We start from the raw sequence: 22,542 nt of genomic DNA on the forward strand, positions 1-22,542 counted from the left end.
CTCTATCCTATGGTCTTGGCGGGTGTGCACCTCGGGTGGGCACTGCGCAGCCAGCGGATCCATCCACGTCGAAAGAGCACACTGAGCGATGCCTAGCAGTCCCAGCGCCAAATCGGCCAAGGCCGCCAAGGCCGCGGCGAAGTTGTCGGCTCCCCGCAAGCGGGGCGGGCAAGGACAGCTTCCGAAGAAGAATCGCCAGGTTCCCTGGTTGGCCATCGGCGCGGCCGTAGTAATCATCGCATTGATCGGCGCGCTGGCTTACAGCCTGGTCCCCAAGTACCGGGAGAAGGCCGACCTGGAGAAGTACACGCCGAGCGCGCAGAAGAAGGACCCGTCCGACGGGATCGCGGGCGTGGTGAAGAAGGAATACCCCGCCGGGCTGCACATCAGCTCCAGCCAGCGCGTGGCCTACGACCAGGCTCCGCCGTTCGGCGGCCCGCACGACCAGTCGTGGGCGACCTGCACCGGCGTGGTCTACAACAAGCCGATCCGGGTGGAGAACGCGGTGCACTCGCTCGAGCACGGCGCGGTGTGGATCACCTACAACCCGGACAAGGTGAACGCCGACGGCATCGCGACGCTGAAGGCGAAGGTCGAGGGCAAGCCGTACACGTTGATGTCGCCCTACCCCGGCCTCGACTCCGCCGTCTCCTTGCAGTCCTGGGGGCACCAGTTGAAGCTGGACAGCCCCGACGACAAGCGCGTCGGCCAGTTCATCACGGCGCTGCGACTGAACAACTACGCCTACCCCGAGGTCGGCGCGGACTGCTCGACCATCGTCTTCGACACCGACAACCCGCCGCCGTTCGACCCCACGCCGCCCGGACCCGACGCGGTGCCGATGGACGGCAAGGGCTTGCAGCAGGACCAGACCGAACTCGGCGGCATGCCCGGTGGTCTGCCCGGCGTGCCCGGCGTGCCGGGTCTTCCCGGACTTCCCGGTGTGCCCGGCGCTCCGGTGCCCGCGCAGCCCGCGCCCGTTCCGCCGGCGCCCGCGCAGCCCGCTCCTGGCGCGGGGCAGTAGTGGCCGGCGATCAGGGAGGCGCCGAGTCTGAGGGGCGCGAAGCATCCGCCGGTTCCGGCGCTCCTGAAGTCACCGCGTCCGGCACTCACGACGCCATCGGACCCGACGGTCGCAAGGCGCGCGGTCCCCGCAATCGCAAAACCGCTGGGTCCGGGGATCGCGCCGCGTCCGCAGGGTCCGGCACTCCCACATCCGCCGATCGCAGCGCAACCGGGTCCAGCGAACCGACGACAGCCGCCGGCACCGGAGTCACCGAGTCCGGCGATCTCCAAGCCGCCGGGTCCGGCGATCGGGCAACAACCGCCGCGCCCGAAGCACCTGCCGGATCGGATGATCGCCGAGCTACCGCATCCGAACGCGAAGCAGCTGACGGATCCGATGACCGCGAAGCATCCGGCGTCGGCGGACAGTTCCGCCGCCAGCGCACCGCGCTGCTGACCCTCGGCATCATCGGCGCCATCCTGATCGGGTTCGCGATCGGCGTGCTGGCCCGGATTCCGCTGAACGGTTCAACCGAGCCGGACCCGGGCCCGGTCGACGTCGGTTTCGGCCAGGACATGTCGGCGCACCACGCCCAAGCCGTCGAAATGGCGGGCGTGCTGCTGGTTCGTTCCACCGACACCGAGGTACGCCGCCTGGCCTACGACATCCTCACCACCCAGCAGAGCCAGATCGGGCGCATGCAGGGCTGGTTGCAGCTGTGGGGCGAACCCGCGCAGAGCGTCGACGGGTTCATGGGCTGGATGACCGAGCCGGTGAGCGGCCACGATCATTCCGGTGCCGACATGCCCCACCACTCCGGGCCGGTGTCCACCATGCCCGGCATGGCCACCCCCGCCGAACTCGCCGCGCTCCGCCAGGCCACCAGCCCCAAGCTGGACACGATGTTCCTACAGCTCATGCTGCGCCATCACCAGGGCGGGTTGTCGATGATCGACTACGCCGCCCAGCACGCCGACACCACAGCGGTGCGCACCCTGGCCGAAACCATGGCCACCACCCAGCGCGGCGAATCCGACCTGATGACCACCATGCTCACCGCCCGGGGCGCCGCCCCCCTCCCCTGACCCGAAACCCCGCCGCCGTCCGCCCTTTTTGGCGGACGGCCGCCGATACGATAGGCTGACCCAGCCCGATCGGACCGCCATCACGGCCCCGACCGAGCCCTATCCCGCCCTCGTAGCTCAGGGGATAGAGCGTCTGCCTCCGGAGCAGAAGGCCGCAGGTTCGAATCCTGCCGAGGGCACCGAGCGAAGGCCCCTGACCAGCCGGTCAGGGGCCTTTCTCGTCAGCAGCCTCAACCTCATGGGCGAGAAGTGCTCAGTCGACGCTACGACAGATGAGCTGCCCGCCGTCGCGCGGTCCGATTACTCGTAGTGATAGCGGCAGGAGATGATCACGACCGCATCGCCCTCGATCGCGTACACGATCCGGTGTTCCTGGGTGATGCGGCGCGACCAGTAGCCAGCCAGGGTGTGCTTCAACGCTTCCGGCTTACCGATGCCTTCGTAGCCGTTACGTTTGATGTCCTCGATGAGGGTATTGATCCGGCGCAAGATGCGCTTGTCGTTGCCGAGCCACCACTGGTAGTCGTCCCAAGCGGAAGCGGTGAATGTCAGTTTCACTCGGCCACCCCGCGATGGGATGCATTGCGCTCGGGAGTAACTTCTTCGTCGTCTTCGTGCTCACCTGGGTCCGCCAGGTCCCGAGGTGTGGCACCGCCGCCTCGATGTTCCGCTATTGAACGTTCGAGGTGTCGCGCATTAGCCGGATTGCCGAGAAGGTACGCGGTCTCCTTCAGCGCTTGGTATTCACTCAGGGCGACCACCACGGCAGGTTCGTGCCCGGCACGGGTGATCACCACTTCTTCTAGGTCTTCGGTGGCGCTGTCAAGAACCGATGCGAGGTTCGCTCGCGCCTCGGTGTAGTTCATCGGCTTCATATTCCCAATGTACAGGATCCTGTACAGATAGGAACCGCAGTTATTCGGATCGCCGATGGCGCGTTCGCCGCTACGCATCTCGACGGAGGGCGACCACGCGGTATGAAACTGCCGGACGCGCCTTCCGCCATGAACTTCGGGGTCCACGTCGTAGCCGACGCAGCGGCGCAGGATCTGAATCCACCGGTCGACCAGCTTGGAGAAGAACACGATGTCACGGGCGGCCCGCGCGTAGTCGTAGCTGTCCGGGCTGCGGGGTGAGCCATCCGAGCACGGCGTGCCCTCGGCGTCCTTCGCGCCGTCTTGGTTGATCGACCCGTAGGACGGCATGGTGAGCGTGACCGGCGACCGGCATCGCCTCATCTACACAACACAACTGAACGGTGGACATGACCGACGCAACCCGCCTGGCCCCGCACACTTCCGAACCGCTCCAGTTCGTCACCGACCTGCTTGGAGACATCGGACGCCCTCAACCCGACTTGCGGACACTTACCGATCCGCGCGAGGCCGCTCACCTTATTGCTGAAGAATCTCGGTCGCGGATCACTGCCGTTCTCGACAAGTTCGGAGGAACGCCGGTTGTACTGCTGAGCGGCGGCGTCGATTCGATCTACGTCACAGCCGTCACGGTCGCACTCGGCGCGAAACCGACAGCGGTCACGATCTTGACCGAAGGCCAATCGGACGAACAGAACGCAGCAGCCGCGGCCGCAGCCCTCGGCCTGAGGCATGACCTCATCCGCCTGACACCACAAGAGGTCAGCCAAGTGGCTCGTGACACTATGCGGCGACTTGGCACGTCGGAACTCTGGGAGGTAACCGCAGGCATCCCGATACTCGCCGCTCGTAGGAGCTTCGACAAGATCGCACAACTTGGCCCGATCTTGAACGGTAGCGGCGCGGATGCAATCCTCGGTGGCGGCAAGCGACTCACCCATCTAGTGGCATCGCTCGACGCGAGGGGCGAGCTCGACCGAATCATTCGAGCGGAGTCAGCCGCGAACTTCAGATATGACCGGCTCGTCCCACACTTCTATCCAGCGCTGCTGGATGAGTATGCCGATCGGCTTGTTCATGTATTCCAGACGGTGCGGTGGTGGCAGATCACCGAACGATTCGCTCCCCCAGCACTTTTCGGATCGCGCGACGGTATGACTGTGGACAAACTCGCCCTCCGCTTGGCGTGTGAGGAAGAGCTTCCATCAGGAGTGAAGCACCTTGCCTGGGCAGTGAAGTCGCCAATCCAGCGTTCATCCGGCCTAATGTCCGTCCTTGCGACTGCCGCCCGGTCGTACGCCGCCAACCTTCCAGGAGCACGGACCTACTCAGATCCCATGACCGAGGACGCCGAAGCCGTAGCAACACGCTTGTACCTCTCGATCCTGGAGAACAGCTAGCGGCACCGCTCCAAGATTCGCCCATGCTGTGGAGCCCTCGAAGGGTCGCGCGTCAGCTGGGTTGCCGAGAAGGTAAGCGGTCTCCTTCAGCGCTCGATATTCGCTCAGGGCGACCACCACGACAGGTTCGCGCCCGGTACGTGTGATCACCACTTCTTTTAGATCCTCGGTGGCGCTGTCGAGAACCGATACGAGGTTCGCTCGCGCCTCGGCCGGTGACTGCCCGCACGAGAGGAGGACCGTTGCACAGCACGACATTTGGTGATCACACCGTCCTCTGGCGAATTACGCGAGTATCGCGGATCGCGACCCCGAGATGATGTTGACGAGTGGCACACTGTCGAAAGGTCTACTCGACATTTGCCGCAGCCATGTGCCACTCGTAAACGGAGAGTTTGCGGGGACGTGCGCGGTGCGGCACGGTGACAGTTATGGTCGGTGGGCTGGACGCGGTGTGGCGGTCGGTGCGCGATGTGCTCGGCGCGGCCGCCAAGGACTACAGCGCCGCCGCCGCCGCGATGCCCAGGAACGCCGCCCGTGTCGTCACCGAGACCGCCGCCAGGTTCGTGGATGCCGATGCGGCGCACGCACCGGCTCTGCGTGCGGCATTCTCCGACTCTCCTGGCGGTATCGCCACCAACGCAAGGTCTTCCACCTATGTACGCGGCCGCGATCTGATCGACGAAGTGGACTACAGCGCACTGCGGCGGGCAAGGGGAACCGGGTCCTCGGGGTCCTACCCGACGTTCGAAGAGATCCAACGCCTGCAAGGATTCGACGGCCCCGTCACCATCGCCACACAGCACGAGGTCGACGCGGCAGTCGCGGCGGGCGGGCAAGAGCTGTTCCGGGGGTTCGAGGAGGACCGCTACCTCGACGCATTCGTCGCCGGCCCGGTGCGACCTGGCGGTGGGCCCACCGGATCGGGGACGTATGCTTCGCCGCTGGAGGAGGTCGCACTCCACTACGCCGATCCCACCCGCACGCAGGACCTCTCCACCCGGCAGGCCCGGGTGGTGCGCATGGCGTTACGCCCCGATGCCAAGAAAATCACTCTCCGCGCGCTCGAGTCCGAACGTACCCGCACCCTGGCGGAGGTCGCCCGGGAACTACGGGCTCTGCGTGATTCGGCGAACCCCACGGCCGAGGACATGGCTCGCTACACTGCGCTGCAGGACAAGGAGCTGACGTTGGCCGACATCGGCCAATACGGTGCCGTACGCGGCTGGGACGCCATCGACGGATCCGACACCTTCTCGAACAGGGAGTGGGTCGTACTCAACCCGACCGCCCTGTTGGTCCAGCGCTGAGCATCGCCCCCGAGCGCCCACGCTCCAGCTGAGTGGCCACCACCCGCACTCGGCCGCCGACTGCCGTGGCGTGGGGTGCGGATGAGCAATGCCGCCGCATATGAGAAAGGCCCCCTTGCCGGGAGCCCGTCTCGAATGGCTGGGTACGCGCGACGTTTACGGCAGGGGTTCGGTGGGTTTGCCGGTGGAACTGAAGACGCCCGCGTTGGTGAGGTAGGTGAAGGCGGGAGCCGTGAAGCCGGGCTGGAGGAAGTAGAAGTGGGCCTTGGTGACGGCGCCGTTCTCGGCGGCGTCGCAGAGGGCTTGCAGGGCGGTGGGGTCGACTGTGACGGCGGTGAGTTTGCCCGCCTCGTAGTCCATGTCCACCCACTTGGCGTGAATGGCGGCGCTCATGACGCTGCCGGTGAAGTCCTCCCGATCCGAGGCGGCGCTGAGGCCGAGCTCGAGGCCGTCGTCGAGGTCGGTCGGGGTGTGCTGCCAGCGGCCGTACTCCCACCAGCGCACGAAGCTGACGGGGCCTTCGACGCCGCCGGGCAGCTTCGTCGTCGGTTCCACGGACCGCACCCAGGCGGGCGCAGCGGCCAGCGGATCATAGGAGGTCCCGGCGACCTCGTTGTCCTCGTCCCTTCCGAATAGCAACGCGCGGTCATCGGGATATCTGACCAGCGAGAACCAATTGCCCTCACCGTCGTCGTTGATCAGCCGGCCGCCTTCCACTCTGGCCGTCTGCCCGATCTCCTGTCCGCTCGCGGCCCCATCGGTGTGGGTGGCGGCGGTGATCACGTCCAAGACGGTCACGCGCGCCCACAACACCTCGGGATGCGGCAACTGAAATCCCATGCCGGGCAACGTATCACCGGCCCCCTACGGCGACAACCGGGCCGGCAATCGACGGGACAACCCATTCGGGCCGCGGTTCGCCCGACAGCAAACCTGGTTGGCGGCGATCACACAGATGTTGGGAGGGAAGGCAAATTCACGGCAATGAGTCCGGCTCGGGTCGCGCGACATTCCCGCGTGACGATCGAGCCGATTCCGGTCCGGATTGTCCGGTATCACGCGGACGCAGCGCATAGGCGGGAACCAGCTGATCGCGCACCTGCAGATCCGGGCGTCCGTCGGCGAACTGGATGCTGTAGGTCACCCGGCCCATCCAATCGCCGTCGACGGTGGGCAACCAGTGCGTCAGGGTTCCGGGTCGCTCGCCGCGCATGATGACCCCGGCGCCGTTCACATGGCGCGGCGTCCCGGGATCGCGGACCAGGATCGCGTCCAGCCGCACCCAGACCGGGCGCGGCGGGTAGGTCAGCGTCCGGTAGTAGTGGCCGGTCCGGTTCGGGTAGACCAGCTCGGGTTCCGTTCCTTCGGTTCGCGGCGTTTCATCGCTTATCGAACCCATGTTCGAATGCTAGCCGGACATATGCGGCAAGCACCAGGCAACCCGGCCCGAATCGGGCGGCATGACGACGGCCACAGTGCCATCAGGGGCCACGTTCTAGTATGTTCGTTCTAGAACGATCATATTAGAAGGAGTACGACATGTCGGCGAAGTTCGAGATAGTCAAGGGCTTCTACGCCGCGACGCAGAGCGGTGACGGACCGGCGATCCTGGCGCTGCTGCATCCGGAGTTCGAAGCCCGAACCGCACCGGGCATGCCGTGCGGCGCGGGCGGCGCCTTCCACGGGCCGATCGCGGCGATGACGGGTGTCTGGGGACCGGTCGCGCGAGATTTCGACACCGCGCCGTACGACGAGACGTGGCAGGAGACAACCGACGGCACCGTCGTGGTGACCGGGCATTATCGCGGCGCGGCGCGCGCCACCGGCCGCGAGTACGAAGCGGAGTTCGTGCACCTGTGGCAGGTCGGCGACGACGGGCGCATCACGCGCCTGCACCAGTACACCGACACCGCACGCTGGCACGCCGCATTGGACGCCTGACACCGCGAGTGCCGACCTCGCGCCGATAGCTGTTCCGCCGACATCCGCGCGGACAGCCCGAACGCGACACCTGCGCCGGACCACATCACGAGCCGATCACCCTTCCCACCGGCACCCGCGCAGACAGCCCGAACACGACGCTGCGGACCACATCGGGAGCCGGTCACCGCCTGGCGGCTCCACGACCTGACCGAACGATGCGGTCTGGTTTGGTTTCGGGTCACCCGGGCACGCCTTTGCCGTAGCGATGCAGGCACCCGGGGGCAGACCGGAGGACGACATGGCTTATCCACCGGGCGGGCAACCGCCGGATGACCGACCGCCGCAGCCGCAACAGCCGCCCCCCGGCTCCCCGCCGCCCGAACCTGAGCGACCCCTTCCGCCGCCGGAGCCGGTGCGACCCTCCCCACCCGGTCCGGGACAACCGCCTTCCCCGCCGGGTCCGGGGCAGCCTCTCCCACCGCCAGGTCCGGGCCAACCCGCTTCGCCACCCGAACCCGGACGACCCTTCCCACCACCCGGACCGGGACAACCCTTCCCACCACCCGGACCGGGTTTTCCACCACCCGGACCGGGTTATCCACCGCCCGGACCGGGTTATCCACCGCCCGGGCCCGGTTATCCGCCACCCGGCTACGCGCCCGGCGGATACCCACCACAGCCCAGAAAGAGCCACACCGGCCTGATCGCCGGCTTGGTGGTGATAGTCGTGCTGGTGATCGCGGGCGCGCTGATCGCCGGGATCTTCTTGACCACGCAGGGCAAAGGCCCGCTCGCCTCGGACGAGAAGAAGATCGAGCTCGCGATCCGCGACTTCTACGAGACTCTCGATCGGCGCGGCTTCCGCGCGGCGGCCGAACAGGCATGCGCCCGCGAACGCGCCGCGTTCGAGGCGATGACCGAGAGCGAGAAGAAGGAATTCGACCGCACCTCGGTTTCGGTCACCATCGATAGGATCGACGACATCGTCGTCACCGGGGACACCGCGACCGCGAAGGTCACCGGCAAACTCACCGTCGCGGTGCCGGGCGAGCAGCCCGATACCGAAACCAGCACGACCGAGCATCTGAAGAAAGAAGACGGCAAGTGGAAGGTCTGCTCCCCGGAGGGCACGCGCTGATCGCATGCACCCACGCATGAGTTGCTGCGGCCCCAGCCGCAGGACCGTCCTCGGCGCGCTCGGCCTCGCCGCACTGCTCCCCCTCGCCGGTCGACCGAAACCGGTTCGCGCTCAACCAAATACGACCATCGCGACGGATCTGGAAGTGGTGACGATCACCGACACCTCGGTGATCCTCACCTGGACCACGCTCGCGCCCGACCCCGGCGGTCGGCTGCTGCCCGTCGAGACCGACACGCAGGTGCGGATCGGTCCCGCCGACTCGCCGCGCGCACCGGCCCAGGTCTTCGCCGACGACCACCCGACCCCTTTCCACTACGCCGAGATAGCGGGCCTGGAGCCGGGCCGCGCCTACCGCTTCGAAGCCTGGTCCGCGGGCCTGCGCGCCACACCGGCGCTTTCGCTCACCACCGCCGACCCGGCCGCGCCGGAAGCGCGCGGCGAGTTCACCACCCTGGTCCCGCCGCCCGGTCGCAGGCTGCGCACGCTGGCACTGGCCAACGACCTGCACTACGGCGAGCAAGTCAGCGGGCTGATCGCGGGCGACCTGCCCCCCGGCTTCCGGCAGGGCCCCGGCCTCGCGCCCTACCCCGAAGTGATGCTCACCGCGATGCTGGACGACTTGCGTCGTCCCGATCGCGCAGCCGAACTTTTGCTGCTCGCGGGCGACCTGACCGCCGAAGCCTCCGAGCAGGACACCCGCACGGTCCGCACCCGCCTCGATGCCTGGGGCACGCTCGGTCACGACTACCTGGCCGTGCGCGGCAACCACGACCGGCCGCACGTGGGCGGCGAATACGCCGGTTGCGCGCCCGCGCCCGCCGACCACCGCGACTGCTGGGCCGATGTCTTCTCCGCACGACAGGAAATGGTCGAACACGAGGTCGGCGGTCTGCGGGTGCTGGGATTGGACACCAGCCAACTCGACGGCGCGGGCGGCTCCATCGAACGCCCGCAGTTCGATCACCTCGCCGAACGCCTGCGCGCCGATCCGGACCGGCCGACGCTGGTGTTCGGCCATCACCCGGTCACGACGGAGTCCGCACTGACCAACCTCGCCGGGCCCGGCTTCGTGCTCGACGGACGCGACAGCGCCGAGTTGCAGGCGCTCTACGCCCGCAGCCCCGGCGTCTTCCTGCAACACAGCGGCCACACCCACCGCAATCGCCGCACCAGGCCGGACGCGCCGTGCGCGGTGGAGTTCCTGGAGGTCGCCGCGGTCAAGGAGTACCCGGGCGGCTACAGCCTGCTGCGCCTCTACGAGGGCGGGTACATGGTTAATTTCTACAAGACCCGCACCGAGGACGCCCGGCGCTGGAGCGCGCTCACCCGCGGCGAGTACTTCGGACTGCAGCCGGATTACACGCTCGGCACCTGCGCGGACCGCAATCACATTGCACTGCGGGGCTTTTCGGGGCTGACGTAGCGTCCGCGAGAAATCCCCAGATCTGCCAGGGTTCCCGCATGTCGGACGCGGTATCTTCCTTAGGTAAGGCTCAACATATGCACGGGTAACGCGGTCGGAAGGACGAGGATGAAGCCGGTCAGATGGAAGACGATTGCCGCTGGATTGGTCCTCACCATGACGGCCATCGGCGGCACGGCTTGCTCGAATTCCTCCGACAACGCGAACGAGATCACCGTCTACAACGCGCAGCACGAATCGCTCACCAAAGAGTGGGCCGACCAGTTCACCAAGGAAACCGGCATCAAGGTGACATTGCGCCAGGGCGGCGACACGGCGCTGGGCAACCAGCTGGTCGCCGAGGGCGCTGCCTCGCCCGCCGACGTCTTCCTCACCGAGAACTCCCCCGCCATGGCGCTGGTGGAGAACGCGGGCCTGTTCGCCGACGTGGACGCCAAGACCCTGGAGCAGGTGCCCGCGCAGTTCCGCCCGTCCACCGGCAAGTGGACCGGCGTCGCCGCGCGGTCGACGGTGTTCGTCTACAACAAGAACAAGCTCCAGCCCGGTCAGCTGCCCGCCTCGCTGTTGGATCTGGCGCAACCGCAGTGGAAGGGCCGCTGGGGCGCGGGCGTCTCCGGCGCCGACTTCCAGGCCATCGTGGCGGCCCTGCTCGCGCTGAAGGGTGAGGACGTCACCCGCGCCTGGTTGAAGGGCATGAAGGAGAACGCGACACCGTTCCCGAACAACGTCGCCACCATGAAGGCGGTCAATTCCGGCAGCCCGGACGGCGGCGTCATCTACCACTACTACTGGTACCGCGACCAGGCGAACACGAAGGAGAGCAGCGCCGACACCGCCTTGCACTACTTCAAGAACCAGGACCCGGGAGCCTTCGTCAGCGTCTCCGGCGGCGGCGTGCTGAAGGCGAGCAAGAAGCAGGAGGCGGCGCAGAAGTTCCTGGCGTTCATCGTCGGCAAGACCGGACAAGAGGTGCTGCGCGACGGCACGTCGCTGGAGTACCCGGTCGCCGCCGGAGTGGCCGCGAATCCGGCGCTGCCGCCGCTGGCCGATCTGCAGGCCCCCGCGGTCGATCCGTCCAAGCTGGACTCGAAGAAGGTCACGCAGCTGATGACCGAAGCGGGTCTGCTGTAGCCGTGGCAGTCCGGACCGTTGTCGCCGCGCCCCGGGTCAGCAGGCCGGGGCCGCTGGTCACGGGCGTCGCGCTGCTACTGGTGGCGGCAACGTTCGTGCCGCTCGGATACATCGTTTCGACGGTCTTCTCCACCGGCCTCGAGCAGGCGAAGGAGCTGGTGTTCCGGCCCAGAGTCGGTGAGCTGCTGGAGAACACGGCCGCGCTGGTGGTGTGCACCGTGCCGATCTGCGTGGCGCTCGGTATCGGGCTCGCCTGGGTGGTCGAACGCACCGACGTGCCGGGGAAAACTTGGTGGGGCCCGGTTTTCGCGGCGCCGCTCGCGGTTCCGGCGTTCGTCAACAGCTATGCCTGGGTGAGCGTCTTTCCGGCCATGCACGGTCTGTGGGCGGGCGTGGTGATCTCCACGATGTCCTACTTCCCGCTGGTCTATCTGCCCGCGGCGGCCACACTGCGCCGCCTGGATCCCGCGGTGGAGGAGTCGGCGCGGGCGCTGGGCTCGGGCCCGGTCGCGGTGTTCGCGCGGATCGTGCTGCCGCAGCTGCGCTTGGCGATCCTCGGTGGCGGGCTACTCATCGGGCTGCATCTGCTCGCCGAGTACGGCGCCTTCGTGATGGTCCGGTTCGACACGTTCACCACGGCCATCTTCGAGCAGTACCAGTCCAGCTTCGCCGGTCCGGCCGGCAGCATGCTCGCCGGTGTGCTGGTGCTGTGCTGCCTGGCGCTACTCGGGGCCGAAGCGGGGCTGCGCGGGCGGGCGCGCTACGCGCGGATCGGTAGCGGGGCGCCGCGCGCCGCGACCAGGACCCGGTTGGGCGTCGGCACGTTGCCGGTGCTGGCCGCGCTCGTCGCGGTGACGGCGGGTGCGCTGGGCGTGCCGCTGTGGACCATCGGGCGCTGGTTGCGCATCGGCGGCGCGGCGGTGTGGGATCTCACCGATATCGGCAACGCGCTCGGGCAGACGATCGGACTCGCGTCGGTCGCCGCACTGCTCACCACGCTGTGCGCGTTCCCGGTCGCGTGGATCGCGGTGCGTTCCACTTCCGCGTTCGCGCGACTGGTCGAGGGCGCCAACTACATCACCAGTTCGCTGCCCGGCATCGTGATCGCGCTCGCCATGGTGACCGTGACCATCCGGTGGGCGCCCGCGCTCTACCAGACGGCGGGCATGGTGATCGCCGCCTATCTCCTGCTGTTCCTGCCCCGCGCCCTGGTCAGCGTGCGGGCCGGGCTCGCTCAGGTGCCCGTCGGCTTGGAGGAGGCGTCCCGGTCACTGGGCAAATCGGGGCCCGCGACATTCTTCCTGGTCACGCTGCGTCTCGCGGCGCCGGCCGCGGCTGCCGCCGCCGCGCTGGTGTTCGTCGCCGTGGCGACCGAGCTGACCGCGACGCTGCTGCTGGCGCCCAACGGAACCCGCACCCTGGCGATGCGGTTCTGGAGCCTGTCGGGCGAATTGGACTACGCGGGCGCCGCGCCGTACGCCCTGATCATGATCGTCGCCGCCGTGCCGGTGACGTACCTGCTGTTCACCAACTCGCGGAAGGCGGCCGGGATATGAGTCGCGTTGTCGTCGCCGATGTCTCGAAGACCTTCGGCCACACCCGGGTGCTCGGCGGGATCACCCTCGACGTGCCGGATCACACCGCGACCGCGGTGGTCGGGTCGTCCGGATGCGGCAAGACCACTCTGCTGCGCGTGATCGCCGGATTCGAGTCGCCGGATGCGGGTTCGGTGTCGATCGGAACGGAAACCGTTGTCGGTGAACGGGTAACGGTACCGCCGCAGCGCCGCAACATCGGTTACGTCGCCCAGGACGGTGCGCTGTTCCCGCATCTGACCGTCGGCCAGAACATCGCCTACGGGCTGCCCGGCCTGCGCCGCAACAGCCGCGGGCGGGTGCGCGAACTCCTGGAGATGGTGTCACTGGACGCGTCCTATGCCGACCGGCGACCGCATCAGCTCTCGGGCGGTCAGCAGCAGCGCGTAGCCCTGGCCCGCGCGCTGGCGCGCAAGCCGTCGGTGATGCTGTTGGACGAGCCGTTCAGCGCGCTGGACGCGGGCCTGCGCGCGACGACCAGGCAGGCGGTGGCCGACACGCTGCGCGAGGCGGGCATGACCAGCATTCTGGTGACGCACGATCAGGAGGAAGCGCTCAGTTTCGCCGAGCAGGTCGCGGTGATGCGAGAAGGCCGCTTCACCCAGGTCGGAACGCCGGAGGAGGTGTACGCGACGCCGAAGGACCTGTTCACCGCCCGGTTCCTCGGCGATTGCGTGCTGTTGGACGCGGTGGTCGAGGCCGACGTGGCCAAGTGCGCGCTGGGCCGGATCCCGGTGCAGCGCGATGCCGCGTGCGGGCCGTCGACGATCATGCTGCGACCGGAACAGCTTGTCGCCCATGTCGCTTCGGAGAGCGAGGCGGAGGCAGGCCGAGTGCGGGCCGTCGACTTCCGCGGCGCCGACGTCATCCTGACGATCGAACTGGACGGTTCCGGCACTCCCATTCTCGTACGCCGGGCCAGCGTCGCGGCCCCCGTCACCGGGCAGCGGGTTCGCCTGGAAGTGATCGGATCGGCGGTGGCGTATTCGGAGCCGACCCAAGCCGCCTGAAGCGGCAGCTCGCGTCACGACCACGCGCCGCTTCCTGATGCGCCTCGGCGCTCGGCACTGGCGTGACCGAGCACCGAGGACGTTTGGAGCGAGCGGCGGGAATTGAACCCGCGTAAACGGCTTTGCAGACCGTTGCCTAAACCACTCAGCCACGCCCGCCTCGCCCTAGATAGTGCCTGTGGGCGACGGCCCGGCCCACCATTGCGCTCACGGTGATCCGAAGCCTGGCCGGATGCCCCCGCCCTCCTGTGGTGGCATGGAATGATCGGAACATGTCTCGGCCACGCCCGCTTCCGAACGATCCGATCGAGGAAGCCCACCGCCAGTGGGTCGGCCACGGCTGGGGGGATGTCGCCGACGGCATGGCCGCGGTGACGTCGCTGGTTCGGGCTCAGCAAATCGTGATGGCACGGGTGGACGAGGCGCTGAAACCCACGGGATTGACCTTCTCTCGCTACGAGTTGCTCCGGCTGCTCAGTTTCAGCAAAACCGGCGCGCTGCCGATGGCGAAGGCCAGCGCTCGCTTGCAGGTGCACCCCACCAGCGTCACCAACACCGTCGACCGGCTGGAGGCGGCGAAGCTCGTCGAGCGGGTACCGCATCCCAGCGACCGGCGCGCTACCTTGATCGAAATCACCGACGCCGGACGCGAATTGGTGGCGAAGGCGACCGAGGAACTCAACGCGAAAGTCTTCGCGCTCCCCGGACTCCCCCCGGAACGACTGCACACTCTCCTGCAACTGCTCGCCGAATTCCGACATGCCGCGGGCGACTTCGAGACCGCGGAGGGAACGGCGCGCTGGTCGGCCACGGCCACAGACTGATTCGACGTACCGGTCGGTCGCATACCGCTGCCGACCGACCGAGGGATGACATTCCGGCATCCAACCGGCGAATTACCGGGCATGCCGTCTTGGCAGCGGAACGGAAAAGGTCCACCATGGAGATCATGGTGCTGGTCTTGGGTGTATCGGCGGGCGCTGGCGGCGCTCACGCGATGCTGACACACTCCGATCAGCCACACCTACCCCCGATCGATAGCTGCGAAGTGCCGCGGCGGGCGGGCGGCGGCGTCGAGGAATCGGCGCTCGAGGCGATCCGCCGGATGAACGGCGCCGCCGACCGGCGCGACGAGCTGATCTCGGGCACAGCCGTGACGTGCCGCTGTCCGCTGCACGCCGACGCCATCCGCGCAGGCGTCGGCGGCCGTGACGTGACCATCGTCGACGAACCGCTCGCCCAACTGCGCTACCTGCGCTTCACCGGGCAACTGCCGGACAGCGGCACGGTGATCCTCTACGACCTGGGCAGCTCGGGACTGACCATCACCCACGCCGATTGCCGCACCGACACGATTCTGTCCAGCAAACGCAGCACGGTGCTCGGCGGCGACGGCTACGACGCGCTGTTGCGCTGGCGCCTGGCCCGCGACGGCGTGCTCACCGACACGCCGACCATCCGGCGTCATCGCGAGGAACTGAGCGAGGCAAGGGTGGTCACCGCGATCGACGACGGCACCGGCGACCGGGCCGTTCTCACCCGCAGCGACCTGGCCGAACTGTGCGCGGCGGGCATCCACCACTCGGTGTCGTTCGTGCGGCAGATCATCGACGAGACCGGCGTGCGACCGGAGGCCATGGTGCTGCTCGGCGGCTGCACCCGCAGTCCCAGCATTCGCGCCGAGCTGGCCGAACACATCGACCTGCCGATCGTCTACGACCCCGAACCCGACTTCGTCTCCGCGCGCGGCGCCGTGCTGCTCGCCGCGGAACGACGAGGCGGCGACGTCCGGATGGCGCGGCTACGCGCCGGAGCCACGCTGGTCCCGGCCACCGTCGACCGGCGCAAACTCATCGCGGCGGCGGCGGTCACCATCGCGCTGGGCGCCACCATCGCCGGACTGCTCGCCACGAACGAGGACGCGCCCCCGCCGGAAGGGAACAAGGTGCCCGCGAAGATCGTCGCGCCCCCCACCGGATGACCGCCCGGCCGAGCGATACGGCCGGGCGGAACCGGTGTCAGCGGTTGGTGAACTTCGCCGGACGCTTCTCGACGAAGGCGCTCATGCCTTCCTTCTGATCCTCGATCGCGAACAGCGAGTGGAAGACTCGCCGTTCGAAGCGCAGTCCCTCGGCGAGCGTGGTCTCGAACGAGCGGTTCACCGCTTCCTTGGCGATCATGGTGACCGGCAGCGACATCCCCGCGATGGTCTCGGCGACCTCGAGGGCGGTGTCGAGCAGTTCCGCGGCGGGCACGATACGCGAGACCAATCCCGCCCGCTCGGCCTCCTCCGCGTCCATGTTGCGGCCGGTGAGCACCAGATCCATGGCCTTGGCCTTGCCGATCGCGCGGGTCAGGCGCTGTGACCCGCCGATGCCGGGGATGACGCCGAGCTTGATCTCCGGCTGCCCGAACTTGGCGGTGTCGGCCGCGAGCAGGATGTCGCAGATCATGGCCAGCTCACAACCGCCGCCCAGCGCGTAGCCCGCCACCGCCGCGATGGTGGGCTTGCGGAACTGCGCCAGCCGGTCCCAGCGGGCGAAGTAGTCGTTCAGGAACATGTCCATGTACGACTTGGGCTGCATCTCCTTGATGTCGGCGCCCGCCGCGAAGGCGCGCTCCGAACCGGTGATCACGATGGCCCCGATCTCGTCGTCGTGCTCGAGCTCGTCGAGCGCGGCGATGACGTCGTCGAGGACCTGCGCGTTCAGCGCGTTCAGCGCCTTCGGTCGGTTCAGCGTGATCCAGCCGACCCGGCCCTTGCGTTCCAGCAGAATCGTCTCGAAGCTCACTCGGCACCCTCTTGGTCGGAACGGTCACGGATATCGGTGACGATAGCCGAGAAGTCCCGTCCGGCATCCGTCTGGTTGAAGCGGTCGTAGATCGTGGCGGCGAGCAATCCGAGCTGCCCGTCGACGTTGTTGTCGCGCAACGCGTTCGCGGCCAGGCCCAGGTCCTTCGACATCAGCGCCGTCGCGAAGCCGGGCCGGTAGTCGTTGTTCGCCGGACTGGTCGGCACCGGGCCGGGGACCGGGCAGTAGCTGGTCAGCGCCCAGCTCTGGCCGGAAGCCGTGGAGACCACGTCGAAGAAGGACTGATGGCTCAGGCCCAGCTTCTCGCCAAGCACCAGCGACTCCGACAGCGCGATCATGGACACGCCGAGCAGCATGTTGTTGCAGATCTTCGCCGCCTGGCCCACGCCGGAGCCGCCGCAGTGCACGACCTTGCCGCCCATCACCTCGAGCACCGGCAGCGCGGCGGCGAAGTCCGCGGCGGCGCCGCCGACCATGAAGGTCAGCGTGCCCGCCGCCGCCCCGCCGACACCACCGGAGACCGGTGCGTCCAGCGCGCGGTGCCCGGCGGCGGTGGCGCGTTCGGCCGCGACCTTGGCATCGGCCACGTCGATGGTGGAGCAGTCGATGAACAGCGTGCCCGGCGCTGCGGCCGGGAGCAGCTCGGCATAGACGTCCAGAACGAGTTTGCCGTTGGGCAGCATGGTGATCACGGTCTCGGCCGCGGCGGCCTCGGTGGCCGAATCCACCACGATCGCGCCGTCGCGCCCGGCCTGCTCCCGCGCCGCGGGCACCGGGTCGAAGGCGAGCACCTCGTAGCCCGCCCGCACCAGGTTGGCCGCCATCGGCGCGCCCATGTGGCCGAGGCCGAGGAAACCGATTCGCTTGCTCATCACGCCACCTCCGGGGTCCGCAGACCCAGCTCTCGATCGCCCAACTCGGCGAAGTACGCGTCCACCTGCGCGTCCGTGACCGCATCGAGGGTCGCGGGCGACCATCGCGGATCACGATCCTTGTCGATCACCTGGGCGCGAATGCCCTCGACCAGATCGTGCGACGACAGCGACGCGATGGATACCCGGTACTCCTCGTTCAGCACCGCCTCCAGACTCGGCGCGGTGCGCGCCGCCCGCAGCGAGCGCACCGTCACCTTCAGCGCTACCGGGGATTTCGCCAGCATCTCGGTGGCCGCCGCACGCGCGTCCGGAGCGTCGTGCGCTTGCAGCCGCGCGACGATCTCCTCCACGGAATCGGCTCCGTAGCAGGCGTCGATCCAGTCCTGCCCGGCGGCCAGCGCGGATTCCGGTGCGTCCGTGGCGAATTTGGCGATCGCGATATCGGCGCTCTCCGTGCGCAGCGTCTCCAGCAGGGCGGGCAGATGCTCGGAGGCGACGAAGTAGTCCGCGAACCCCGCGGCGATGGCATCGCCCGCGCTCATGCGGGCGGTGGTCAGCGCGACGTGCGTGCCGATCTCACCCGGCGTCCGCGCGAGCAGGTAGGTGCCGCCGACGTCCGGGACGAACCCGATGCCCACCTCGGGCATGCCGATCTTGGAGCGCTCGGTCACGACGCGGTGGCTGCCGTGGCCCGAGAGCCCGACACCGCCGCCCATCACGATGCCGTCCATGATCACCACGTACGGCTTCGGGTAGCGGCCGATCAAGGCGTTGAGGACGTACTCGTCGCGCCAGAACCGTCCGGTGGCCGAATCTGCCGTATTCGCACCGCTTTTCGCGTCGGCGTGGATGGCGACGATATCGCCGCCCGCGCACAGGCCGCGCTCGCCCGCGCCGGTGACCACGACGGTGCGCACCGCGTCGTCCTCGGCCCACTCGCGCAGCGCGTCGGTGATGGCGAGAGCCATCGAGTGGTTCAGCGCGTTGATGGCCTTGGGCCGGTTCAGCGTGATCAGGCCGAGCCCGTCGCGCTGTTCGAGCAATACTTCCGGTTCGCTCATGCTCTGTCCTTTCCGGCATGCGCGGGTCTTTGCGTGGTCACGCCGCGCTGCCTCTTCCGGGCCTGGCCGTTCATGCCGCTCCTACCAATGAGCGGGCGACGACCACCCGCATGATTTCGTTGGTGCCCTCGAGGATCTGATGCACCCGCAGATCCCGGACGATCTTCTCCACGCCGTATTCGGTCAGGTAGCCGTAGCCGCCGTGCAGTTGCAGTGCCTTGTTGGCCACCTCGAAGCCCGCGTCGGTGGCGAAGCGCTTCGCCATGGCGCACAGCTCCACCTTGTCCGGCGCGTCGGCGTCCAGTGCCGCGGCGGCCCGCCACAGCAGCGTGCGGGCGGCCTCCAATTCGATGCGCATATCGGCGAGTTCGAATTGCAGCGCCGGATTCCGCAGCAGCGGCTTGCCGAACGCGTGCCGCTCGGCGAGATACGGCACCGTCTTGTCCAGCGCCGCCTGCGCGCCGCCGACCGAGCACGCGGCGATGTTGAGCCTGCCGCCGTTGAGCCCGTTCATCGCGATGCGGAAGCCGTCGCCCTCCGCGCCGAGGCGGTTGGCCGCGGGGACCCTGGCATCGGAGAAGATCACCTGACGGGTCGGCTGCGCGTTCCAGCCCATCTTCTTCTCGTTGGCTCCGAAAGAGATACCGGGAGTGTCGGCGGGCACGATGAACGCCGAGATGCCACGCGCCCCCGCGTCACTCGTCCGCGCCATGACCACGTAGACATCCGTGGCGCCCGCGCCGGAGATGAACTGCTTGGCGCCGTTGAAGACATAGTCGTCACCGTCGCGCACGGCCCTGGTGCTCAACGCCGCCGCGTCGGAGCCGACCCCCGGCTCGGTGAGCGCGTAGCTGGCCAGCAGTTCCATCGCGGTCAGCCCGGGCAGCCAGCGGTGGCGCTGTTCGTCGTCGCCGTAGCGGTCGATCATCCACGTCGCCATGTTGTGGATGGAGATGTAGGCGGCGATGGCCGGGCAGCCGGTGGCCAGCTGCTCGAAGATGCGCACGGCGTCGAGCCTGCGCAGGCCCGAACCGCCCACGTCCTCGCGCACGTAGATGCCGCCCAAGCCCAGTGGCCCCGCCTTGCGCAGCACATCCACCGGAAAGTGCTTCTGCTCGTCCCATTCCAGCGCGTTCGGGGCGAGGAATTCGTCGGCGAAGCCGCGCGCGGTGTCGCGGATCGCCTTCTCGTCGTCGTCGAGTGCGAACATCCGCGTCAGTCCATCGTCGGGATGACGAACGCGTTGCTCTCCTTGAGCCCAGCGGGCCAGCGCTGCGTCACCGTCTTGGTCTTGGTGTAGAAGCGGATCGAGTCCGGCCCGTGCTGGTTCAGGTCGCCGAAGCCCGAACGCTTCCACCCGCCGAAGGTGTAGTAGGCGATCGGCACCGGGATCGGCACGTTGATGCCGACCATGCCGACCTGCACGCGCGCGGCGAAGTCACGGGCGGTGTCGCCGTCCCTGGTGAAGATCGCGACGCCGTTGCCGTACTCGTGCTCGTTGGCCAGCCGCAGCCCCTCCTCGTAGTCCTTGGCGCGGACTACGCTGAGCACCGGGCCGAAGATCTCCTCGCGGTAGATCCGCATCTCCGGAGTCACCTTGTCGAACAGCGTCGCGCCGACGAAGTAGCCGTTCTCGGCGCCCTCCACGACCAGGCCGCGGCCGTCCACCACCAGTTCGGCGCCCTCATCGATGCCGACCTGGACGTAGTTGTTCACCCGGTTCACGCCGTCCTGACCGACCAGCGGGCCGTAGTCGGCGCCGGGATCGTCGGAGCGGCCGACGTTGAGCTTGTGCACCCGCTCGGTCAGCTTGGCCACCAGGCGGTCGGCGGTCTCCTCGCCGACCGGGACGGCCACCGAGATGGCCATGCAGCGCTCGCCCGCGGAACCGTAGCCAGCGCCGATCAGCTGATCGGCCACGTCGTCGAGGTCGGCGTCCGGCATCACGATCGCGTGGTTCTTCGCGCCACCGAAGCATTGGGCGCGCTTGCCGTTCGCGGTCGCGGTCTCGTAGATGTACTGCGCGATGGGGGTGGAGCCGACGAAGCCGACCGCCTTGATGCGCGGATCGTGCAGCAGCGTGTCGACGGCTTCCTTGTCACCGTTGACCACGTTGAACACACCGGCGGGCAGACCGGCCTCGAGGAACAGCTCCGCCAGTCGCAGCGGCACCGAGGGGTCGCGCTCGGAGGGCTTGAGCACGAACGCGTTGCCGGTGGCCAGCGCGGGACCGGCCTTCCACAGCGGGATCATGGCCGGGAAGTTGAACGGCGTGATGCCCGCGACGACGCCGAGCGGCTGACGCATCGAGTACACGTCGATGCCGGTGCCCGCGCCCTCGGTGTATTCGCCTTTGAGCAGGTGCGGGACGCCGGTGGCGAACTCGATGACCTCCAGGCCGCGCTGGATGTCGCCCTTCGCGTCGGCGATGGTCTTGCCGTGCTCGGACGACAGCAGGGCGGCCAGCGAATCCATCTCGTCCTGCACCAGGGTCAGGAACTTCATCAGCACACGCGCCCGCTTCTGCGGGTTGAACGCGGCCCATTGCGGCTGCGCCGCCTTGGCGTTCGCGATGGCCGCCTCGACCTCGGACTTGCTCGCCAGCGGCACCCGCGCCTGCACCTGGCCGAGGTTGGGATCGAAGACGTCGCCGAAATTGCCGGACGTGCCCGGCACATGCTGTCCGCCGATGAAATGGGTGAGTTCGCGAACCATGCCAGTCCTGTTCTCGTAGCGATCGGGACACCGCGGAGCGGTATGCGGTCATCCTATAGTTGGACGTCCAAGTATTGGCAGGGCGTCGGGCGCGATGTGATTCATCCCACGTGTCCACGGACGACCGCGCGGATGGCCTACGCCTGCGATACCGGAACCGCCGGGTCGGCTTCCTTTTCCCGCCGTGGCCGCGCCAACCGGAACGCGCCCACCGCGAGCGTGATCGCGCCGATCGCCACGACCACCGCCGCGGCGCCGAGCGAGTCACCGGTCCATTCCGAGACCGCCTCCCCCGCCGCCACCGCGATGGCCACACCACCCCCGATGACGAGCACGGCCGAGCGCTGGGTCGCATACAACGCGAAGCAGACCACCGCGATCACCGCGGTGATCGCGTAGGCCCAGGTACGACCGTCGATATCGAGACTCTGCGCGGCCGCGACGGAGGTGACGATCGCGATCAGGTATCCGACCCTGATATCGACCAGGACGCCGATCCTGGTCAGCGCGAACCACCCCGCACCGAGCAGCAACACCGCCACGCAGGCCCACGTGTCGTCGAGACCGAACACTTCGGTCAGCATCCCCGCGACGGCCGCGGGCACGAAGCAGGCGCAGACGAGCATGCCGAGGACGGAGGGCAGCGCGAGATAACCGAGTACCGCGATCACCGCCCCCGCCACGCATGCGAAAACCCAAGCGGCATCGGCCGCGTCGAGCGCGGTGCCGACGGATCCGGCCAGCGCGACGGAGCCCAGCGCGAACAGCACGGCCGCCAACCTGTCGCGGGCGCTCAGCGCGCTCCTGCGGCCGGACGGCACCCCTGCGAGCACTACTCCGCCGAGCAGCAAGCCGGCCGCCACGACGGCGAGCACGCCGACCCGGACCGGCCGGTCCAGCGCGTCCCAGGACGAAGCCGCCACCAGGGCGATCCCGCCGAACACCAGACCTGCGCCGACGTAGGCGGCGATCTCGGCGAGCACCTTCCCGCGCGCGGTCGCCGCGGCCCGCTCGACGGCCAGCGCCGCGAGCACCGCGTCGGCCTGGTCGCGAGTCAGCACGCCGTCGGCGACCAGCCGTCCGATCGCGGCTTCCGCTTTGCCGTCGCTCACCATGCGCCCAGTATGTCCGAGTCCGCCGCCATGACAACACGATCGGCCACGCGAACCGGTCGGCACA

General features: G+C 68.3%; 23 protein-coding genes and 2 tRNA genes. 13 read left to right on the plus strand and 12 right to left on the minus strand.

Translation table 11 applies throughout. From position 1 onward, the window contains the following. Window positions 1-88 precede the first annotated feature (88 nt). From ACWEO7_RS06400 to ACWEO7_RS06410, 3 genes are all read left to right on the plus strand, one after another. Window positions 89-1,024: a DUF3105 domain-containing protein gene (locus ACWEO7_RS06400; protein WP_450016336.1), complete on the plus strand. Its 936-nt coding sequence runs from the start codon at window positions 89-91 to the stop codon at window positions 1,022-1,024. Between the two features lie 431 nt (window positions 1,025-1,455). Next, window positions 1,456-2,091: a DUF305 domain-containing protein gene (locus ACWEO7_RS06405; protein WP_452421425.1), complete on the plus strand. Its 636-nt coding sequence runs from the start codon at window positions 1,456-1,458 to the stop codon at window positions 2,089-2,091. A 106-nt stretch (window positions 2,092-2,197) separates the two neighbouring features. Further along, window positions 2,198-2,270, plus strand: a tRNA-Arg gene (locus ACWEO7_RS06410). A gap of 121 nt (window positions 2,271-2,391) precedes the next feature. Here ACWEO7_RS06410 and ACWEO7_RS06415 read toward each other — a convergent pair. Continuing rightward, window positions 2,392-2,649 (minus strand): Txe/YoeB family addiction module toxin, encoded by a 258-nt coding sequence (locus tag ACWEO7_RS06415; protein ID WP_452421283.1) that lies wholly within the window; start codon window positions 2,647-2,649, stop codon window positions 2,392-2,394. After that, window positions 2,646-3,296 (minus strand): type II toxin-antitoxin system prevent-host-death family antitoxin, encoded by a 651-nt coding sequence (locus ACWEO7_RS06420; RefSeq protein WP_452421285.1) that lies wholly within the window; start codon window positions 3,294-3,296, stop codon window positions 2,646-2,648. Before ACWEO7_RS06420 ends, ACWEO7_RS06415 begins: the two co-directional genes overlap by 4 nt. Window positions 3,297-3,355: 59 nt before the next feature. Here ACWEO7_RS06420 and ACWEO7_RS06425 point away from each other — a divergent pair, with 59 nt between their 5' ends. Next, on the plus strand, window positions 3,356-4,366 hold the full coding sequence (locus tag ACWEO7_RS06425) for an asparagine synthase-related protein (protein WP_452421287.1): 1,011 nt from the start codon (window positions 3,356-3,358) through the stop codon (window positions 4,364-4,366). Here ACWEO7_RS06425 and ACWEO7_RS06430 read toward each other — a convergent pair. After that, window positions 4,295-4,624 (minus strand): type II toxin-antitoxin system Phd/YefM family antitoxin, encoded by a 330-nt coding sequence (locus tag ACWEO7_RS06430; protein WP_452421289.1) that lies wholly within the window; start codon window positions 4,622-4,624, stop codon window positions 4,295-4,297. The genes ACWEO7_RS06425 and ACWEO7_RS06430 overlap by 72 nt on opposite strands. 164 nt (window positions 4,625-4,788) lie before the next feature. Between ACWEO7_RS06430 and ACWEO7_RS06435 the strand changes: the two genes are divergently transcribed. Beyond that, window positions 4,789-5,676, plus strand: a complete 888-nt coding sequence (locus ACWEO7_RS06435; protein WP_452421291.1) for a hypothetical protein — start codon at window positions 4,789-4,791, stop codon at window positions 5,674-5,676. 156 nt (window positions 5,677-5,832) lie between these two features. Here ACWEO7_RS06435 and ACWEO7_RS06440 read toward each other — a convergent pair whose 3' ends face one another. Beyond that, the gene (locus tag ACWEO7_RS06440; RefSeq protein ID WP_452421292.1) at window positions 5,833-6,516 is read right to left on the minus strand and encodes a hypothetical protein; all 684 of its coding nucleotides are present in this window, start codon (window positions 6,514-6,516) and stop codon (window positions 5,833-5,835) included. A 136-nt stretch (window positions 6,517-6,652) separates the two neighbouring features. After that, complete coding sequence (locus ACWEO7_RS06445) at window positions 6,653-7,075, minus strand: hypothetical protein (protein ID WP_452421293.1); 423 nt, start codon at window positions 7,073-7,075, stop codon at window positions 6,653-6,655. Between the two features lie 140 nt (window positions 7,076-7,215). Between ACWEO7_RS06445 and ACWEO7_RS06450 the strand changes: the two genes are divergently transcribed. The 6 genes from ACWEO7_RS06450 to ACWEO7_RS06475 all read left to right on the plus strand — a co-directional run bounded on the left by ACWEO7_RS06450 (window position 7,216) and on the right by ACWEO7_RS06475 (window position 13,899). Continuing rightward, a complete protein-coding gene (locus ACWEO7_RS06450; RefSeq protein WP_452421295.1) occupies window positions 7,216-7,617 on the plus strand; it encodes a nuclear transport factor 2 family protein in 402 nt (133 codons plus the stop codon). A gap of 280 nt (window positions 7,618-7,897) precedes the next feature. After that, entirely contained in the window at window positions 7,898-8,737 is an 840-nt protein-coding gene (locus ACWEO7_RS06455; RefSeq protein WP_452421296.1) for an Rv0361 family membrane protein, read from the plus strand. A gap of 145 nt (window positions 8,738-8,882) precedes the next feature. Beyond that, window positions 8,883-10,163, plus strand: coding sequence for a metallophosphoesterase (locus ACWEO7_RS06460; protein WP_452421298.1), 1,281 nt, complete (start codon window positions 8,883-8,885; stop codon window positions 10,161-10,163). A gap of 108 nt (window positions 10,164-10,271) precedes the next feature. Further along, entirely contained in the window at window positions 10,272-11,294 is a 1,023-nt protein-coding gene (locus ACWEO7_RS06465) for an iron ABC transporter substrate-binding protein (RefSeq protein ID WP_452421300.1), read from the plus strand. A gap of 2 nt (window positions 11,295-11,296) precedes the next feature. Beyond that, complete coding sequence (locus tag ACWEO7_RS06470) at window positions 11,297-12,850, plus strand: ABC transporter permease (protein WP_452421301.1); 1,554 nt, start codon at window positions 11,297-11,299, stop codon at window positions 12,848-12,850. Then, window positions 12,847-13,899, plus strand: coding sequence for an ABC transporter ATP-binding protein (locus tag ACWEO7_RS06475; RefSeq protein ID WP_452421303.1), 1,053 nt, complete (start codon window positions 12,847-12,849; stop codon window positions 13,897-13,899). Before ACWEO7_RS06470 ends, ACWEO7_RS06475 begins: the two co-directional genes overlap by 4 nt. 84 nt (window positions 13,900-13,983) lie before the next feature. Here ACWEO7_RS06475 and ACWEO7_RS06480 read toward each other — a convergent pair. Continuing rightward, window positions 13,984-14,058: transfer RNA gene (locus ACWEO7_RS06480), tRNA-Cys, on the minus strand. A 113-nt stretch (window positions 14,059-14,171) separates the two neighbouring features. Between ACWEO7_RS06480 and ACWEO7_RS06485 the strand changes: the two genes are divergently transcribed. Together ACWEO7_RS06485 and ACWEO7_RS06490 are read left to right on the plus strand one after the other, a co-directional pair. Continuing rightward, window positions 14,172-14,723: a MarR family winged helix-turn-helix transcriptional regulator gene (locus ACWEO7_RS06485; protein WP_355073651.1), complete on the plus strand. Its 552-nt coding sequence runs from the start codon at window positions 14,172-14,174 to the stop codon at window positions 14,721-14,723. 125 nt (window positions 14,724-14,848) lie between these two features. Beyond that, on the plus strand, window positions 14,849-15,880 hold the full coding sequence (locus ACWEO7_RS06490; protein ID WP_452421305.1) for an Hsp70 family protein: 1,032 nt from the start codon (window positions 14,849-14,851) through the stop codon (window positions 15,878-15,880). 37 nt (window positions 15,881-15,917) lie between these two features. On the opposite strand, the gene ACWEO7_RS06495 is transcribed toward ACWEO7_RS06490, so the two are convergent. The 6 genes from ACWEO7_RS06495 to ACWEO7_RS06520 form a co-directional block, all read right to left on the minus strand. Beyond that, window positions 15,918-16,691, minus strand: a complete 774-nt coding sequence (locus tag ACWEO7_RS06495) for an enoyl-CoA hydratase (RefSeq protein ID WP_355073647.1) — start codon at window positions 16,689-16,691, stop codon at window positions 15,918-15,920. Beyond that, complete coding sequence (mmsB, locus tag ACWEO7_RS06500; RefSeq protein WP_452421307.1) at window positions 16,688-17,584, minus strand: 3-hydroxyisobutyrate dehydrogenase; 897 nt, start codon at window positions 17,582-17,584, stop codon at window positions 16,688-16,690. Before mmsB ends, ACWEO7_RS06495 begins: the two co-directional genes overlap by 4 nt. Beyond that, window positions 17,584-18,648, minus strand: coding sequence for an enoyl-CoA hydratase/isomerase family protein (locus ACWEO7_RS06505; RefSeq protein WP_452421308.1), 1,065 nt, complete (start codon window positions 18,646-18,648; stop codon window positions 17,584-17,586). Before ACWEO7_RS06505 ends, mmsB begins: the two co-directional genes overlap by 1 nt. A 70-nt stretch (window positions 18,649-18,718) precedes the next feature. Then, window positions 18,719-19,858, minus strand: a complete 1,140-nt coding sequence (locus tag ACWEO7_RS06510; protein WP_450016361.1) for an acyl-CoA dehydrogenase family protein — start codon at window positions 19,856-19,858, stop codon at window positions 18,719-18,721. A 5-nt stretch (window positions 19,859-19,863) separates the two neighbouring features. Further along, window positions 19,864-21,363 carry a CoA-acylating methylmalonate-semialdehyde dehydrogenase gene (locus tag ACWEO7_RS06515; RefSeq protein WP_452421310.1) on the minus strand — a complete coding sequence of 500 codons (1,500 nt, stop codon included), beginning with the start codon at window positions 21,361-21,363 and terminating at the stop codon, window positions 19,864-19,866. Window positions 21,364-21,500: 137 nt separating this feature from the next. Beyond that, the gene (locus tag ACWEO7_RS06520) at window positions 21,501-22,478 is read right to left on the minus strand and encodes a DUF2157 domain-containing protein (RefSeq protein WP_452421312.1); all 978 of its coding nucleotides are present in this window, start codon (window positions 22,476-22,478) and stop codon (window positions 21,501-21,503) included. Window positions 22,479-22,542 lie beyond the last annotated feature (64 nt).

This window comes from Nocardia sp. NPDC004260, from assembly GCF_053603155.1.